Genomic DNA, 17,280 nt, shown 5'->3' with positions numbered 1-17,280 from the left:
CGTTCAGGGCGCTACTCGTCGGGGGTCCAGGCCAGCGGGCCGAAGACGATGTCGGTCATGCGGTCGCCGCAGTACAGCTTCCAAACCACGGCCATCTGGTAGTTGCGGTCCAGGACGAACTCCCGACCCTTGATCTTGAACGCTTCGGAGGCGTGGTGCTGGGAGGTGTACAGCGCCCGTCCGTACGCGATGGCGTTGCCCCACAGGTTCGGGCCGTCGTAGGTGTAGCGGTTGGCGTGCGAGCGGGTGCGGATGTAGCTGAGCCGCCGGTTCACCACCCCGGACATCTCCAGCGTCTGGCTGGTGCGCACGAGGTCGATCGGGTCGTGACGCAGGCGGACGCTCACTGTGCCCCGCTGGTGCTGGTCCGCCCCGTACACCTCGCACTCCCCTGCCCATGCGCCGCCGGTGCGGTCCGGCACGCTGTGGGGCCACGGGCCCAGCTCGCGTTCAGCCTCCACGTGAGCGTCGATCCACGCAGCGGTGTCGGGGTTGGTGTCGTAGTCGTGGGCGTTGAGGTACACCCCGTTGAACACGGCGAACAACGTTGGGCCCTCATAGAGCAGCGAGGAGTACACCTGCGTCACCCCGTCGGGCAGGATCTGATTCAGCGTGTTGAGATCCGCACGCCACCCCGGCGAGTAGTAATGCGAGTCCACCAGCGAACCGTAGGGGTGGCCGGCGCCGTGGAAGTCCGGCCCTTGGTAGATGCGGTCGTCGCCTTGGTCGTCCACTCCGAACTCGAAGTCGCGAATCTCGAAGCGGTTGCGCAGCGGCCCGCTGTTGGCGAAGTTGCACTGCATCCAGTAGGTGACTTTGCCGTCGGCGAACACGCTGGCGCGGCTGACCTTGTTGAAGCCGGTGTGGCTGCCGTCGGCATCGAACACCGACGGCAGTCCGTACCACTCGCCGGTGATGCGCTGCTGCCATTCCGAGGCGTGCGGTTCGGCGGCGGCTGTTTCGCTCATGTGCGCTCTCCTGTGTGACCTGCGGCAGTCGTGAGACTGGCGCGGATGCCGGCGCTCACCTCGGCGCCGAGCAGCTGATCCACTCGGGCCCACACCGGGTCCACCTGCGGGTTGAACACGGCCGCTCGGTTGCGGGCGTCGCGTCGCGCCAGGTCGTCGGCGGAGGCACCGTCGGTCACCTCCTCGGGCACCCCGGCGGTCACCAGCTCCAGCCAGCGGTCGCGGTACGCGGCCACCGTCGGGAACACCGCACGGAAGCCAGCCTCGTCCGCTCGGTGCGCCAGCATCCACGCGGACATCAGCTGCCACTGCCGCGGCGACAGATGCGCCGGCGTCAGGCCTTCGATCTGGGCTGCAGCGTCGTGCATTTCGGTGAGCGCGCCGTAGCAGTGGTCGATGTAGGCAAGGTTGGCACCGGGGTCGAGGCGCGGAATCAGGTCCAGGTGGAAGGCGTAGTGCGGCCCTGCGAGCACCGCATCCACCGTGAAGTGCGGCACTGCGCTGGTGGAAGGGGCGAACGCGAAGCACATGTGGCTGTCCAGCCCGAACGCCTCCACGGTCATGCCGACGTACACCAGCGCCGCGGTGCCCGGCTGCGACAGCACGCGGTGCGTCCCCACCGGCGAGCCGTCAATGGCCGAGACCAAGGGCTCGCACCGCTCCTCGCGCAAGTCCAAGCGCGTGCTGATCGCCTCGACCGTGCCCAAGCACAGCTCGGCCGACAGGCTCACGCCCGCACCTCACCAGGAGCGCGCTCGGCCAGTGCCTCCTCCACGGTGGGGAACACCCAGGCCTTGGCGAACTCGGGCTCTGCGGCGCGCTGCGGCGAGGGGATCACCGCTACGGCGCGCCTGGTCTCGTCCTGGCTCAGCGATTCGAGCCCCCAGCCCCGCTCCAGCTGCTCCTGGCGCCAGCGGCGGTAGGCGAGCTGGATGGAGTCCGACTTGACGTGCAGCTCCGCAGACAGGTCGAACGGCAGCAGCTCGGGCCGCTGACCCTCGACGCTGGCGCGGTCCTCGGTGAAGATCTTGATCGTGCGCTGGATCGAGTTCTTGTCGGCCCAGCCTCCGGTGAAGAACGTCCGCAGCATGCAGAACTTCGACACGGTGGTCTCCTCGTCGCGGGGCACCGCTGCGGTGAAGATGCGGATCTCTCCCATCGGCAGACGCACGATCAGCATCGACACATTGGGGGGGTAGAAGCCGGTGGTGGTGGTGACCAGCGGGCGGTCCTTCTTGGAGACGAACTTCCACAGGCCCGACGGGCGAGGCGGCTTGAGGTCCACCGTGGCCCGCACCGAGACCAAGTGGCCGTCGCTGCGCTGCTCCTCTAGGTCGAAGTCCTGAATCTCGGGCTCGTCGGCGTTGCCGAACGACCCAGAATGCACGAACGGGGTGTGGGCGATGTCCACGGCGTTCTCCAGCACCCGGTCGTAGTTGGCGTTCCAGGTGAAGTCCCCGTAGACCGGCCGGTAGCCCGCGGCCTTGGTATCGGTGTGCTCCTCAAGTCCGTCCAGCTCGGGCAGCGGCGGCCGTTCGGCGGGCGGCAGATCGCCCAGGAACACCCACACGAAGCCGTAGCGCTCCACGCACGGGTAGGCGTCGATGCGGGCCTTCTTGGGGATGGGCACGCCGGAACGGTTCGCGGGGATCCGCACGCATGCGCCGTCGGCGTCGTAGCGCCACCCGTGGTAGGGGCACTGCACGCAATCGCCCTCCACCGTGCCTCCGGCCAGCGAGCCGCCTCGGTGGACGCACAGGTCGGACTGCGCGTGGACGGCGCCGTCGGTGCTGCGCCACAGCACCAGGTCGTGGCCGTGGATTCGGGCCAACACCGGCCCGGCGGCCACCTCGTGGCCGAACTCCACGGCGTACCAGTTGTTCTTGATGAACACGTGTGAACCTCCTCCGCAGTTCAGGGGCCGCAAGCACCGAGCGACGTCGCGCTCGCTGGCTCGGCGGCCGCTCGCCGCAACACGGCGCGCTGCACCGACCTCACGCGGGCCGGGGCAGCACCCGGTCGCCGCCCCAGAGCGCCCGCACCAGGCGGTCGGTCATCGCCTCGCCGAAGAACCGCACCGCCATCACGTTTGCGGGGTCGCGCTCGGCGATGTTGCGCCGGCGCGCCAAGTCGTCGGCCACCAGCTGTGCCCGCCGTTCTGGCGGCACCGGCTCGGCCTCGTCCACCCACGCCAGCCAGCGGTCGACCCGCCGGTGGGCCAGCTCGCGCACTTGGTCCAGCCGGGCCTCGTCGTGAGTGCGCCCTGGGGTGGTGAAGCAGACCGCCACCTCGCTCAGGGCCTGGCGCACGTAGAGCGCCCTGGAAGTGAACGGCGCAAGACCCTCATCCGCGCGCAGCTCCAGGAACTCCTCGTTCAGCGGGCCCCAGTAGCGGTCCAGCGAGGCAGTGTCGAGCATCAGGTCCGACCGCGGATTGAAGTCGATGTAGAACCACAGATCGGGCAGCGTCCCCCACGCCACGCCGAGGTGTGGCACGTCGATGTGGGGGCCCAGCCAGGCGGTGACATGCATGTTGGTGAAGCCCAATGGTGGGTTGCCGATCCACGAGTGGACCAGCCAGTCCATCTCCGGGCCCGTGTAGGCGGCGAGGCGGCCCGAGGGGTGCTCGGCTTGCCCGCGGTAGGACTCCAGGTCTTCGGTGCTGGGGTCGCGGGCGAGATCGAAGCGCGCCTCGATCTTGGCCATCAGCTCGCCGGTGATCGACCAGAGGCGCTCGAACGTCGCCGTTGCGTCGGTGGGACCGCGCTCGTCGAAGATGTCCTCGACACCCCTCAGCGTCTCGCGCATGGTCGCTCCCTGCCGCCGTGGCGACGGTACTGCCGCACGCGCACGATCGTCAACACACGACGCCCTCGCGCCTGCCTGAGTCCGGCGACGAGGCGGCGGCCGGCCCTTTGGCGGCCAACGCTGCCTCAGCCAGCACCGCTGCGGCCTGCCACGGGCGTCCGGCCACCAAGTCGGTGTCCTTGGAGACCTCCCGGTTCACCGCTCGGCCAGGGTGCAAACTCGCCAGCAGCAGTCCGCAACCCGGCTCGGCCCTCACCACGGCGGGCATGTTGATGGTGCCGTCGTAGGGCTTCGAGCGGTTGGGGTTCCACAGCGAGTCCGCCGGCGGATCGCACATCATGGTGGCCTTCGGCGCGTCGGGCGGGGCGCAGGCGGCGACGACCAGACGGTTCTCCGCTGCCCGCTCCACCAAGCCCAGCTCGGTCTCCCACCGATGCTCGGGCTGCCAGCACACGGCCACGATGTGGGCGCCGGCGGTGGCGGCCAAGCGTGCCGTCTCGGGGTATCGGTGATCGTCGCCCACCAGCACCGCCAAGTCGCCGAACGGGGTGCGGCACAGTTCGACGGTTTCGCCGAGACGGGTGGCACCGGGATGACGCTCGCTTCGGTGAACCTGCGGCTGCTCGCCGACGATCCTCCCGTCGAGCCATACCTGACCCACGTGGCTGTCGCCGCGCATGGCCGTGGTCACCACCAGCACCCCGCCGGGCATCGCTGCGGGCACCGGCGTGAGCTCGGGCAGCACCACCAGCTGCGCCCCGGCCGCTGCCGCTTGAGGTGCCAGCGCAGGCTCACCGCGAGCGCCGGGCACGCACGCCACGGTCAGCTCGGCCTGCAGGCCCTCGGCAGGCCGCGCCGTCTGCGGCCGTGCCAGCGGCGCGTACACCTGGGGACGGCGACCGCGCAACCGCTGTGGCTCGGTCGCCAACAGGTCCACTTCTGCGGCCACCACCGCTTCGCCCGTCGCCGGGCCCACAGCCAGCACGGTGCCGTCGGGGGCCACGATCTGGCTCTCGCCTGCGCCTTCGAAGGTCTCGGTCGGCACACCGAGCGCTTCGCTGAACGCTTGCACGCGATCGGCCGGAATCAGCGGGCCGACCTTGTTGGCGGCTGCCACGAACACGCCGTTCTCCGCCGCCCGTACCGGGATGTGCAGCGCTGCCTCGTCGCGTGCGAACGAGTTGAGGCTGTTCAGCAGCAGTCGCGCGCCTCGCACCGCCAACGTGCGGGGCACCTCGAAGGTCACGCCGTCCATGCACGAGTACAGGCCCAGCAGCCCGAAGGGCGTGCCGGCGATCGGAGTCGGGCCGGTGCCTCCGCTCAGGAACGCCCGCTCGTTGCCCATCAGCATCTGCTTGTCGGCCGCGACCGCAACGTTGCCGTCGGGGTCCACCAGCACGTTGGTCGCCGTCGTGCGGCCTGACGGGCGCGGCACCGTCACCGCCAGCGCGGCGTAGACGCCGAGCGCTGCTGCACGCCCGGCGAGCGTGCCCAGCCAGGGGCCGTCGAGCGGCACCGCGACCGCTCGGCAGTGCTCGGCGTCGTCGTAGACGGAGATGTGGTTGCAGAACTCGGGCAGCACCACCAACTCGGCGCCTTCGGCTGCCGCTGTGTCGAGCATGCGCACGCAGGTGTCCAGATTCTCGTCCAGGTCGGTGCCCGTGGCGAACTGGGCTGCTGCCACTCGCACACGGCGGCCGTGATGCCGGCGGCCTGGACTGCTGACGGGCATGTGCGGCCGCCGCGTCCGGCCTCAGCTTGGCCGGCGCGGCTGGGGGAACCCGCCGGCCTTGGCAACCAGGCTGGGCACGCCGTGGCCGAGCTGGCCCTCCAGCCACTGGCTGGTCTCGATCAGGGCGTCTAGGTCCAGCCCGGTGTCGTAGCCCATCTCGTGCGCGAGGTACACCACGTCCTCGGTGGCGACGTTGCCGGTGGCTCGTGGGGCGAACGGACAGCCGCCGACGCCTCCGACGCTGGTATCGAACACTCGCACTCCGGCGTCGATAGCCGCAGCGGTGTTGGCCAGCGCCGTGTTGCGGGTGTTGTGGAAGTGGCCGCGCAACGCGATGCCCGGTGCGCGCTCGGCAGCGCCGGCGAACAGGTCGCCCACCCGGTTGGGGACGCCCACCCCGATGGTGTCTGCCAAGGCGATCTCGTCGGGCTGCGTCTGCGCCAGCTCGTCCACGATGTCGAGCACCTGAGCGGGATCGACTCGTCCCTCGTACGGGCAGCCGAACGCCGACGCCACGATGACTGCTGTCTTGGCACCGGCAGCTCGGGCGGCATCGCTGATGTCCCGCCAACGCTGCAGCGACTCCGCCACCGTCGCTCGCTGGTTGGCCTGGGAGAACGTCTCGGTGGCCACCACCACGCCGCACACCTCGTCCACTCCGGCTTCGACGGCCCGCTCGACGCCCCGAGCGTTGAGCGCCAAGGCGCTGTAGCTCACGTGGCTGCTGCGGGGCACTTCGGCCAGGACCTCAGCAGCGTCGGCCATCTTGGGCACCGCCCTGGGGCTCACGAAGCTGGCAGCCTCGATGCGGGTGTGCCCGGCGGCGGCCAGCCGCTCGATCAGCTCCACCTTCTGGGCGGTGCTGAGGTCCGCAGGGTCGGCCTGCAAGCCGTCGCGGGGGGCGACCTCAACGAGGTGGATGCGCTCTGGTTGGTCGGTCATCGTGAGCGGACATCGTACCCGCGATGCTGCGATAGGTTGAGCTTGGCAGATGAGCCAAGCTGGGCTGGCACCATGCGTGAGCGAGACGAGGGCGGCAGATGAGCGGGGCGCTCGAGGACATCCGGGTGATCGAGATGGGCACGCTGCTGGCCGGCCCGTTCTGCGGCCAGCAGCTCGCCGACCACGGCGCCGAGGTCATCAAGATCGAACCGCCGGGCAAGGGCGACCCGATGCGGGCCTGGGGCCAAGAGCGTGCCGACGGCAAGTCGCTGTGGTGGCCCGTGGTGGGCAGGGGCAAGAAGTCGATCACGGTGAATCTGCGCAGCGCCGCCGGTCAGGACTTGGTGCGCCGACTCGTCACCGGGGCTGACGTGCTGCTGGAGAATTTCCGACCGGGCACGCTGGAGAAGTGGGGTCTGGGCCCCGACGAGCTGCACGCGCTCAACCCTCGGCTGGTCATCACCCGCGTGTCGGGCTACGGCCAGACTGGGCCGTACTCCTCCCAGCCCGGCTTCGGCGCCATCGGGGAAGCGCTCGGCGGCCTCCGCTACACCACGGGCGACCCCGACAAGATGCCCAGCCGCACCGGCATCAGCATCGGCGACACGCTCACCGCCATGTTCGCCACCATCGGCACCCTCAACGCGCTCCATGCCCGGGAGCGCACCGGCGCAGGCCAGCTCGTGGACGCGGCACTGTACGAGTCGGTGCTGGCGGTGATGGAGTCGCTGCTGACCGAGTACCACGTGGCCGGGTTCATCCGCGAGCGCACCGGCCCGATGATCCCCAACATCGCTCCAGCCAACGCCTATCCCACCCGCGACGGCAAGGCCCACCTGATCTCAGGCAACCAGGACACGGTGTGGCGGAGACTGGCCGAGGCGATGGGGCGCCCCGACCTGGCCGACGATCCTCGCTATGCCACCCATTTGGCGCGGGGCGACCATCAGGCCGAGCTCGACGAGATGATCTCAGCGTGGACTGCCACGCTGGACGCCGACGAGCTGCACCGCCTGCTCAACGAGCACGCTGTGCCCAACGGCCAGATGTATCGGGCGCCGGAGATGCTTGCCGACAGCCACTTCGCTGCGCGCAACGCCGTTGCCTGGGTGGACAGCCATGACTTCGGCGAGATTCCGATGCAGAACGTGGTGCCCAAGCTGTCCGGCACGCCGGGGTCGATCGACTGGTCCGGTCCCCGGCTCGGCGAGCACAACGAGGAAGTGCTGGGCGGCATGCTCGGACTCAGCGATGCCGACTTGGACCAGCTGCGTGCCGACGGCATCATCGGCTGATGGGCGAGCCAGCTGAGCCCGACGAGCGCTTGGCCGAGGACTACCGCCGGGCCGGGTTCGCCAACCGGCTGGGGTTCGGGCAGCGGCCTGCGCTGGTGGTGATCGACTTCTGCCGAGCGTATCTGGATGCCGACTCGCCGCTGTACGCGGGCGTGGAGGCCGCCCGTGGGTCGTGCGAACGGGTGCTGGCCGCTGCACGTGCTGCGCGGATTCCGGTGCTGCACACCCGTGTGGAGTTCCAGTCCGGCGGCGCCGACGGCGGGGTGTTCTTCCGCAAGGTCGGCGCCTTGGAGTGCTTCGTGAGAGGCAATCCGCTGGGTGCCTACGGCCAGGGCCTTGAGCCGCTGCCGGAGGAGACGGTGGTGGTCAAGCAGTACGCGTCAGGCTTCTTCGGCACGTCGCTGGCTTCCACGCTGACAGCCGCAGGCATCGACACGCTGATCCACACCGGCGTGTCCACCAGCGGCTGCGTGCGCGCCACCGCGCTCGACGCCTGCCAGCACGGCTTCGTCCCCATCGTGGTGCGCGACGCCTGCGGCGACCGCGACCCGCAGGTTCACGAGGCCAATCTGTTCGACCTCGACGCCAAGTACGCCGACGTCGTCTCCGAAGCCGAAACGCTCCGCTACCTCGCCTCGCTCTAGCTCGCCACCCTGCGGCCGCCGTCAGCTCGCTGCCGTGTGGCGGTCGTTGCCATATCCTACGCTTCGGTCGTGACCATCGAACCCGGATACCTGCCGCAACTCCAGACTCGCGAGCAATACGTGGACCACCTTGAGGGGTACGCGGTGCATGCGCTCGATAGATGCGTGGACGGCAAAGCCCCTCGAAAGTTTGTCAAGACCTACATGTTCGAGACAGCGCGGCACGGCCACAAGATTCCTGACTTGGCATCGATTTTTCCAGAGCATGTGAAGCCCCATCGCCTCGATGACACACTGTACCGGGTTGAGGACATGTCTCATGACGGCAAGGTAATCGGGCTGCTCGAGTGCTTGGACGAGCGACACCCGGTTCTCTATACTACGCTCGCCGCCGACGAGAGCAACAGGTGGGTACGACAGGTTATTGATCCCAACCCCTGGTTGGACCGCCTCTGGCTCTCCTCACCAATCCTCTTCGAGTTCTGGCGTTACGTGCAAAGAACCACTGCAAAACACCGTTATGTCCGCCTCGGATTCGAACATGAAGCAAAGTACGAAGCAGTTTCGGATATAGATAGCTCTGATGACATCGAAGACATGGATGTGAATGACGACGCCGAAAACGACGGCGGCACACAGGAATGGGTCGATCGCCGACGCTCAAAGGTAGTCATCACAGAGCGACTGTCACTACTTGAGGCAAATCTGCCGAAACTCTCAAAGCTGTATGATCCGCTACATTCACTTGTTCAGTTGCAGATGCCTAGCGGTGGGCGTGGCGGGCATCTGTTGTACTATGACGGTCGTGCTACCAACAGGGCCGAAACGTTTGTAGAGCACCGCGCCACGATCGCCGCCGTAGTAGAACATTACAAGAAGATCACCGAGCATGCTGAAGAGCGGCTGTGGACGGGGATGACTGATACCGGAACCGACGGGGTAAGTGTGAGAGGTGCACCGGTCACGATTCGTTTCAGTCAACCAATTGCCGAGAGTACATTCAACAGATTCGTCGAGTCCGGCTTACAGAGGCGAAATAGCCCATTGCGGATCGGCGGCTATCTCACTCGCCGTGGTCCGACCAAGGTCCACCTTGCGGCTATAGACCGCCATCTCTGGCAACCACTGCTTCTAGAAGTGACCTGCAAGCAAATACTCGGCGTTCTTCCTCGAGGAACTTGCGGAAACACAGTGCACCGACTCGTCACATATGTCCAGCGGCACATCGATCCCAGCGTAGAAGTATGGCTCGGCAGTGAACCGTACAGCACAGCCATCGCGGACTCAATGGCTGCCACATGACCATCGATTCAGTGCTTCTCTCTGATCAAGTATTCCAACTCAACACCTTCCTTTGGGCGCTTCAAGAACTGCCCGAAGGTGGCACTACTGATCCAGTCCTTCGCAGAGCTGGCTACTATCCGAGGGCTATCGAGCGAACCGTGCTCGTGCCCAACGAGGAGTCTATCATTGCTGCGCTGGCTAATTTGTTGGGAGGCACCGACCGATCTCCTACGCGCCCAGATCTTTGGCTGAGCCATTCTTCGGACAGTACAGACATTGTGGTCGAACTCAAGTCGCGCGGATTTTCGGCAAATTCTTCTGACCGGCGGCAAGCTTTGAAGATCATCGCTTCAGCAGCCGACCTAGCCCCTTCACTCGGTGGACAATCAAAGCAGTCGAAGCGTCTGGGACATGTGATTTATGCAACGGTCGCCTCGGACGCAAGAGCCCTCTCTAATGCCTTGCACAGACTCTCCAACATGCTGAAGTCTCAGAAGATCGTCACAGCTCCTACTTCGGTCATAGAATTCCTGATGGAGGAGGACGGCGTTGCTCTCATGAGCCTCACTCCCCGAGACCTACCGAAGCCAGCTGCAGACGTCCTTTCATCGCCCGCTATCGTCCTGAAGCTAGATGGCGAAAATGATCTACAGCCCTTGTATTTTGTTCCATGGATTCCGGGAATTCAGAAAAGTCAGAACGCTGAATTATCGTCGGCCGGACTTGCTGAACTCACTGCTCGCGTGTTGAGTCACGCATTGGCGAAAATCGGTCAAGCCAATGCACCACGCAGAGTCGTGCTTGACGGCTTCCAACTTCTCGACGCAGCTACGTTCGGGGTATTCGAGTACTGGAGAAGCCCTGAAAGAAAACAGTTCGGCAAGACGGTAGCGGAGATCTTGATGAAGGCGCTGACTTCTATTGTCGAAGTCGTCAGGCTGAACAACCATACTATTGAGGTAGACCTGCCCGAATCTGTTGATCGCGATCGTGTGATTGACCGCCTCGAACAGGCCGATCCATTCGATCCAGCTTCGAACTTGGAGACGGCGGAGCAGCTGACGCTTGACCTCGGGGTAACTTGAGCATTGCCGCTCGACCTTTCTGGTGTTGACCCGTTCTAGACGATTATCCTGCGAGGCGACACTTTCTCACTTCGCCTCGCTCTAGCTCGCCACCCTGCGGCCGCGGTTAGGCGGCGTTGGCCCAGATTTCTGACAGCACTTCGGCTTGCTCGAGAACTGTTCGGGTTGCGGCCTCCTGCTTGTCGGGCGGGTAGCCGTGCTTGTGCAAGATGCGTTTGACGTAGGTGCGGATTTCGGCACGCACGCTCTCTCTCACCGCCCAGTCGATGGTCACGCTGTTTCGGACCACATGCACCAGCTCGCGGGCGATGTCTCGCAGGGTCTCGTCGCCGAGCACAGCGACAGCGCTGTCGTTGGTCTCCAGCGCGTCGTAGAAGGCAACCTCGTCGTCGGTGAGGCCGAGCTGCTCGCCGCGTCGGTCGGCTTCGCGCATCTCGCGTGCCAGCGCGATCAGCTCTTCGATCACCTGAGCCGCTTCCACTGCACGGTTCTGGTAGCGGCGCAGCGATTCGGTCAAGCGTTCAGAGAACAGGCGCGCTTGCACCACGTTCGTTCGTCGGCGGGTGGTGACTTCGCCATTGAGCAGTTTGGCGAGCAGGTCCACGGCCACGTTGCGGTGCTTCAGGTCGCGCATTTCGGCCAGAAACTCTTCGGACAGGATGGAGATGTCGGGCTTGCTCAGGCCGGCCGCTGCGAAGATGTCCACCACGCCTTCGGGCGCAATGGCCTGCGACACGATCTGCCGGATTGCATGGTCCAGCTCTTCTTGGGCGCGCGTCTCACTTGCGGACGGCTTGTTCATCACGGACCGAAGCGTCTGGAAGAAGGCCACGTCGTCTCGGAGGCGCACGGTCTCGCGGTGTGGCACTGCCAACGCGAATGCCTGCTCCAGCTCTCGGACGTGGCGGGTGAAGCGCTCCTTTCCCTCGGCTTGTGACAGCACGTGCTCCTGCGCAGCGGGCAAGAGCTCCAAGCGCTGCGAGGCGCCCTCAGTCCAACTCGACCAGTCGAAGCCGTGCAGGATGCCGCAGCAGACGTCGTGCTTCTCCAGCATGACTTCTACAGCCTTGCCTTGGTCGATGGCCGTTTCGCCCTTGCCACCGCTGTCCGTGTAGGTCGCGAGCGCCTGCTTCAGCTCAGCGGCGAGGCCGAGGTAATCGACGACCAGGCCGCCAGGCTTGTCCTTGAAGACTCGGTTGACACGGGCGATGGCCTGCATCAGGCCGTGGCCGCGCATCGGCTTGTCGACGTACATGGTGTGCAGGCTGGGAGCGTCGAAGCCGGTCAGCCACATATCGCGCACCAACACGATTCGCAGCTCGTCGTCGGGGTCTCGGAAGCGCTTGGCGAGCGTTTCGCGGCGGGCCTTGTTGCGGATGTGGGGCTGCCAGTCGTCAGGATCGGAGGCAGAACCGGTCATCACGACCTTGATCACGCCTTCGCTGTCTTCGGCGCTCGCCCAGTCCGGGCGCAACCGCACCAGCTCACGGTAGAGGTCGATGCAGATGCGGCGGCTCATGCACACCACCATCGCTTTGCCCTCCATGGCTGCGACGCGCTGATCGAAGTGCTCGACGAGGTCAGCGGCCACGAGGCCGACGCGCTCGTCCGCGCCGACGATGGCCTCCAGTTGCGCCCACCTCGTCTTGAGCAGCTCTTTGCTCTCGGCTTCCTCTCCCTCGGTGACTTCCTCGAACTGCTCGTCGATCAGCGCGTGGCTCGTTGCTTCGAGGCCGACTTTGGCGAGCCGGCTCTCGTAGTAGATGGGCACCGTGGCGCCGTCGTCCACGGCTTGGCGGATGTCGTAGACGCTGATGTAGTCGCCGAACACTGCCCGCGTGTTGGCGTCTTGGCGTTCGATGGGCGTGCCGGTGAAGCCCACGAAGGAGGCGTTCGGCAGCGCGTCGCGCAGGTGGCGGGCGAAGCCGTCGATGAAGTCGTACTGGCTGCGGTGCGCTTCGTCCGCGATCACCACGATGTTGCGTCGGTCCGACAGCGTGGGGTGCGTGTCGCCTTGCTGGTCAGGGAGGAACTTCTGAATCGTGGTGAACACCACCCCGCCGGCGTTCACCGAGAGCTTGTTGCGCAGGTCGGCACGGTTGGCGGCCTGCGTCGGCGGCTGGCCGAGGAGGTCGGCACAACGCGAGAAGGTGCCGAAGAGCTGGTCGTCGAGGTCGTTGCGGTCGGTGAGCACCACGATGGTCGGATTGTTCATCTCCGGCTCGCTCGCAATGGCACCGGCGTAGAAGGCCATCGTCAGACTCTTGCCGGCACCTTGGGTGTGCCAGACCACGCCGATCCGACGGTCGCCGGCCTCGCCTCCCGTCCGCCGTTTAGCGCTGCCATTGCTGGCCGCTCCCCCACCGTCGGCGCTGGTCTGTGCCCGTGTCGCGCGCAGGGTCTCGCCTATGGCGGTGCGCACGGCGTGGAACTGGTGGTAGCCCGCGAGCTTCTTGGCTAGCGCACCGCTGCCGTCGTCCTCGAACACAACGAAGTCGCGGATCAGCGGCAGCAGGCGCTCCGGCGCAAGCACACCTTCGGTCAGCACACGCAGGTTCGGCTCGGATGCCGCGGCCAAGCTGTCGCCGGTGACAGTGCGCCACGGCTTGAACCACTCCTTGCCTGCGGTGAGCGTGCCGAGCCGCGCCTCGTTGCCATCGGAGACAATGAGCAGCTCATTCATCGAGAACAGCGCAGGCAGTTCGTTCTTGTAGGTCTGCAGCTGCTGCCATGCCGACCAGACGGTCGCGTCTTCGTCGGTAGGACTCTTGAGCTCGATGATGCCGAGCGGCAGTCCGTTGACGAACAGCACAACATCCAAGCGGCGTCGATGCTCACCCGCGACGACGGTGACTTGGCTGACAGCAAGCAGGTCGTTCGCAAACGGGTCGCCATAGTCGAGCACCTTCACGAGCGCGCCGCGAGTTCCCCCGGTATCAATGCGGTGCTCGACCTGCACACCCCGCACAAGCATGCGATGGAACGCACGGTTGCGGGCCTCCAGGGTCGAGCCTTCAGGGCGGGTCAGCTTGCGGACTGCATCTTCAAGCGCTTCGAGTGGCACAGCCGGATTGAGCTGCGCCAAGGCATCACGGAGCCGCTCGTCCAGCAACACCGCGCTGTAGTCGGCACGCTCGGGCGATACAGCATCGGGTCCGATGTCCGGACCATTCGCCCGCTGCCAGCCGACATCTGCAAGCCACGCAAGCGCCGCCTCCTCCACATCGGCTTCACCCACGAAAATGTCCGCAAGGGAAGTCATCCCGTCGTCAGAATTTGTTCAAGTTCGTCAGAGTGGGACCATTTGGCGATACGAGACACTTGAGCCAGCAACTCATAATCCGGTGTGCGCCATACATCTACTGTATCGTCAAACAACGACAGTATCGTTGCACCTCGAACACCAGTCCCCTTCCGACCGGACGCGTTGTGCAAGTCCGAACATCCCGTGAACACTCTATCGGAAATTCTGCTCGCCGCATCTCGCGTGTTGGTGCTAAGCAGAAACATCAGACAAAAATTTGTACTGCCCGCCTCCACTACATAATCTACAGTCCAGTTGCGCCCCGAATTTCCTCGATATTTAGCTCGTCGTGTACAACTAAATCGTCGCTCTCTCAGCCACGCATCTACTTCATTCGCAATTGAGTGAAAACTGCGCGTGCGAAATGTAAAGTAAATGTCAGAAATACGCAATGTGGCCTGCGCTACACGTTCTATTGCATCAGGAAGCTCCGATTGTTCATTGCACCACACCTCAAGCTGGCCGTTCGGTTTCTCGACATCGAGCGTCTGGCACACATCGGCAATCAGACGCTTTTGGTTCCACGAGAGTTTGCCGCTCATCGAGTTCATCTTAAGCCATCCAATGGCATCACCGAAATCTGTAACAAGTATCTTGTCGTCGCGCTCACGAATGTACACATCAATCACACTGCCATCTGGCTGAATCAATGGTGTATGCACTTGCAGATTCCCGTTCGGCGCATCCGAGCATTCGAATAGCGCTGGCACGCCCGTGCGTACGATTTCTTCTAACATGGATATATTCAACTTAAGCAACTTTCCCTATTTCCGCAGGTTTCCCAAATGACTGACTCCTATTTCATCACAAAACTGTATCCAGACTTGCCGGGGCTTGTCCCACGCATAGGTGATGTCATCCGGCACGTAAGCTTGCTTGTCCCGGAACTGTTCGGACCATCTATGTTTGTGGGTACCGATGAGCCATTCTGCTGATGGATTCCGATGCTTAACTTTGCCGAGTTCCAGCCGCACGATACAGCCTGAAGGTTCATGCAGCAGCATGTAGGCCAACTTCGCTCCTTCAACATTCAAGCGACCTCGGACCTTCAACGGCCATGCTGCATCTGACTGTACCGTAGCCCAAAAGACAAATATGTGACTGAGTCTTCGATCTTGATGCCAACGCAGGTCACCTTCAATTAGCTTAGACTCGTCTGCAAGTATACTCTCAAATTCTTGGTCCGTTAGCACGTGGCAGCATCTCTCGTCTCGGTATCGTCTCTCGGCACCCGGAATTTACGCGACAGCAGGTGAGATAGTAGCGCATCGCGTTGCTCGACTAGTCCCTTCGATTGCCGAACGATCTCAAGGATCATGCCATAGAAGTTGGTTGCCATACTGTTCCAAGTGTTGTGTACTGCCATATCGGGTATTGTGATCAACATCTGTCGAAAGGCACTCTTGCCAATCTCGGCAAATGTAGTGCCACTAGCTCTTGCCCTTATCTGGTGCATATTAGTTCGCATCCAATGGAGCGCGTACAGTGATCCTAGATCACTCCCACATACCATCGCGATTATTCCTTGATGGATGGCAACAGGCACAGCAGTCACTGCAAGATAGCCGATTGGAACACGCGAAGACATCAGTACAGTATCCGTCGGCAATAGTCCCGAGAAAATTCGGGCGATGCCTCGGTCGGTAATCTGTCGCGCTGTGGCAACAAGCACAGACCCGTTAAGCTCTGCCAAATCCTTAGGTGTGGCAAAGTTGTATTTGTCGCCCCAGTACTCAGACTCGCTCGTACTCGGCGTATTTCCGCCGTGAACGGCGATTGCTTCGCCTATGGGCACGACTGTCCAGCCTGCGGGGATAGGGCCGAGTTCGGAGTCTTGGAAGGTGTCGGGGAAGAGGGCGTCGAGATCGGATGGGAGGCCGGTGGGTCGGCCTTCGGCCTTGGCGTGTACGGGGTCAGAGTTGACGAACCACGACTGGAAGAGTGCCTGCGCCATCTCCTCCAGTGTCCTGCTCATGCGGCGGTTCAGTTCGATTCTATCGTCCAGTGCGCCGAGCACCTGCGCAATCCGCCGCTGCACATCCAGCGGCGGCAACCTAATGGGCAGTTGCGCTAACTCACTTGGCCTGATTGCGGGATAAGCCGATGTGCTGTGCTCGGCAATAGCTTGAAGCTGCTCTACTACGCTGTTCTGCGTCAAGTACCAGTAGACGAAGCGCGTGTCTGCAATCCCGTCGAGGCCGTGCATAGTCGTAAAACCCGTCGATACCAATAGCTCGTCCGATACGCCCCTCAGCATGCCATGATGGCGCTGATTGGGACGCACCATGGAATAGACGATGTCGCCCTCGCGAACTCGCCGTCGGGCTCTTGTAGGAATCTTGTCATGCCCAGCGACGAGTTGTTCGATCTTGTCGATACGATTATTGGTTATACTGCCGGTGTCCAAGTAATCGATCCTGGGCGGCAGTTGCTTGGGTGAGGCTGTGTCATCATTCATCACCACACATTCGCCCAGTGTCGTTGCGTGCCACTTCGGAGATGCCGATGGAGACTGAAGTACAGCATGGCTAGCAGTGATATTGCGTTGCCACTCTTCGGGTATCGTGTGCCAGTCGAGTATGTCAATGCAGATCGGCAGGGTAGAGTCTTCGAAGGCCTCTCGTAACTGGCCGAGCGCTTGCTGTGGTACCGGCTCGTCGCCCACGATGACGAGGTCGAGGTCCGAATAGTCCCACGCAGTCCATGTGGCACGCGAGCCGAATGCTCGTACCTCGTAGCCCGGCACGTGCTCGGCGAGAATTCGCTTCACCGTGGCAAGGCTGGTGGGGTCGAGGTCAATCATTGCGCGCTTCCAGTGCGCCCAGCAGATATTGCGCATCATGGAGGAACCCGCGCACTGCTTCGTAGGCGAGCATGGTTCGCTCCGCGTTGTAGGTGTGACTTGTCAGATTGCGAGTCTCGTGATACGCCATCCACGCGCCCACGTCGTGAATCAATCGATTGCGGGCGGCGAGACGGAACCTCTGCCGCCGTGTTGCACCGAGGACTGAATCGCTGGCCACGTTGGCTCCAAGCCAGCGATCCATGTCCCGACAACAGACTGTGTAAGCGACCTCGAAGTTCTGGATGACACCAGCACGAACGACCCTGTGTTCGGCTTCGGTGAGCCGCCGCATGAACGCTTCGTTCTCGGCGACAGCCACTGATTCTGACAGCGACAGCACTGCATTGCGTAGGCTGGTCAGGTCGAGCGGCACA

Annotated in this window: 15 protein-coding genes; 4 read left to right on the top strand and 11 right to left on the bottom strand. The window is 63.9% G+C overall.

Going from position 1 to position 17,280, the window contains the following annotated elements:
* Nucleotides 1–11: 11 nt before the first annotated feature.
* The 6 genes from ACOGI4_RS07925 to ACOGI4_RS07900 all read right to left on the bottom strand — a co-directional run bounded on the left by ACOGI4_RS07925 (nt 12) and on the right by ACOGI4_RS07900 (nt 6,449).
* A complete protein-coding gene (locus ACOGI4_RS07925; RefSeq protein WP_419841137.1) occupies nt 12–968 on the bottom strand; it encodes a hypothetical protein in 957 nt (318 codons plus the stop codon).
* Nucleotides 965–1,699, bottom strand: a complete 735-nt coding sequence (locus tag ACOGI4_RS07920) for a hypothetical protein (protein WP_419841136.1) — start codon at nt 1,697–1,699, stop codon at nt 965–967. The genes ACOGI4_RS07925 and ACOGI4_RS07920 overlap by 4 nt, the downstream gene beginning before the upstream one ends.
* On the bottom strand, nt 1,696–2,862 hold the full coding sequence (locus tag ACOGI4_RS07915; protein WP_419841135.1) for a Rieske 2Fe-2S domain-containing protein: 1,167 nt from the start codon (nt 2,860–2,862) through the stop codon (nt 1,696–1,698). The genes ACOGI4_RS07920 and ACOGI4_RS07915 overlap by 4 nt, the downstream gene beginning before the upstream one ends.
* A gap of 100 nt (nt 2,863–2,962) precedes the next feature.
* Entirely contained in the window at nt 2,963–3,775 is an 813-nt protein-coding gene (locus ACOGI4_RS07910; protein WP_419841134.1) for an oxidoreductase, read from the bottom strand.
* 49 nt (nt 3,776–3,824) lie between these two features.
* Entirely contained in the window at nt 3,825–5,459 is a 1,635-nt protein-coding gene (locus ACOGI4_RS07905; protein ID WP_419841133.1) for a nitrilase-related carbon-nitrogen hydrolase, read from the bottom strand.
* Nucleotides 5,460–5,528: 69 nt separating this feature from the next.
* Nucleotides 5,529–6,449 carry a hydroxymethylglutaryl-CoA lyase gene (locus tag ACOGI4_RS07900; protein ID WP_419841132.1) on the bottom strand — a complete coding sequence of 307 codons (921 nt, stop codon included), beginning with the start codon at nt 6,447–6,449 and terminating at the stop codon, nt 5,529–5,531.
* Nucleotides 6,450–6,547: 98 nt separating this feature from the next.
* On the opposite strand from ACOGI4_RS07900, the gene ACOGI4_RS07895 reads away from it, so the two are divergent.
* From ACOGI4_RS07895 to ACOGI4_RS07880, 4 genes are all read left to right on the top strand, one after another.
* A complete protein-coding gene (locus ACOGI4_RS07895) occupies nt 6,548–7,744 on the top strand; it encodes a CaiB/BaiF CoA transferase family protein (RefSeq protein WP_419841131.1) in 1,197 nt (398 codons plus the stop codon).
* The gene (locus ACOGI4_RS07890; protein WP_419841130.1) at nt 7,744–8,388 is read left to right on the top strand and encodes an isochorismatase family protein; all 645 of its coding nucleotides are present in this window, start codon (nt 7,744–7,746) and stop codon (nt 8,386–8,388) included. Before ACOGI4_RS07895 ends, ACOGI4_RS07890 begins: the two co-directional genes overlap by 1 nt.
* A 69-nt stretch (nt 8,389–8,457) precedes the next feature.
* Nucleotides 8,458–9,690: a hypothetical protein gene (locus ACOGI4_RS07885; RefSeq protein ID WP_419841129.1), complete on the top strand. Its 1,233-nt coding sequence runs from the start codon at nt 8,458–8,460 to the stop codon at nt 9,688–9,690.
* Entirely contained in the window at nt 9,687–10,757 is a 1,071-nt protein-coding gene (locus tag ACOGI4_RS07880) for a hypothetical protein (RefSeq protein WP_419841128.1), read from the top strand. Before ACOGI4_RS07885 ends, ACOGI4_RS07880 begins: the two co-directional genes overlap by 4 nt.
* 106 nt (nt 10,758–10,863) lie before the next feature.
* Here the strand turns inward: ACOGI4_RS07880 and ACOGI4_RS07875 are convergent, their stop codons facing one another.
* From ACOGI4_RS07875 to ACOGI4_RS07855, 5 genes are read right to left on the bottom strand one after another with little or no spacing between them, the layout of a single operon-like run.
* Nucleotides 10,864–14,019 (bottom strand): type I restriction endonuclease subunit R, encoded by a 3,156-nt coding sequence (locus ACOGI4_RS07875; protein WP_419841127.1) that lies wholly within the window; start codon nt 14,017–14,019, stop codon nt 10,864–10,866.
* Nucleotides 14,016–14,798 (bottom strand): DUF1828 domain-containing protein, encoded by a 783-nt coding sequence (locus ACOGI4_RS07870; RefSeq protein ID WP_419841126.1) that lies wholly within the window; start codon nt 14,796–14,798, stop codon nt 14,016–14,018. The genes ACOGI4_RS07875 and ACOGI4_RS07870 overlap by 4 nt, the downstream gene beginning before the upstream one ends.
* 27 nt (nt 14,799–14,825) lie before the next feature.
* A complete protein-coding gene (locus tag ACOGI4_RS07865; protein WP_419841125.1) occupies nt 14,826–15,254 on the bottom strand; it encodes a DUF6978 family protein in 429 nt (142 codons plus the stop codon).
* Complete coding sequence (locus tag ACOGI4_RS07860) at nt 15,248–16,864, bottom strand: restriction endonuclease subunit S (protein ID WP_419841124.1); 1,617 nt, start codon at nt 16,862–16,864, stop codon at nt 15,248–15,250. Before ACOGI4_RS07860 ends, ACOGI4_RS07865 begins: the two co-directional genes overlap by 7 nt.
* Nucleotides 16,857–17,279, bottom strand: a complete 423-nt coding sequence (locus ACOGI4_RS07855) for a nucleotidyltransferase substrate binding protein (protein ID WP_419841123.1) — start codon at nt 17,277–17,279, stop codon at nt 16,857–16,859. The genes ACOGI4_RS07860 and ACOGI4_RS07855 overlap by 8 nt, the downstream gene beginning before the upstream one ends.
* Nucleotide 17,280: the final 1 nt, after the last annotated feature.

This window comes from Candidatus Poriferisodalis sp., assembly GCF_965205175.1.
Classification (GTDB): Bacteria; Actinomycetota; Acidimicrobiia; order Acidimicrobiales; family Poriferisodalaceae; genus Poriferisodalis.
Note: the sequence above shows the minus strand (reverse complement) of the source record. Positions and strands in the feature narration are given on the sequence as shown.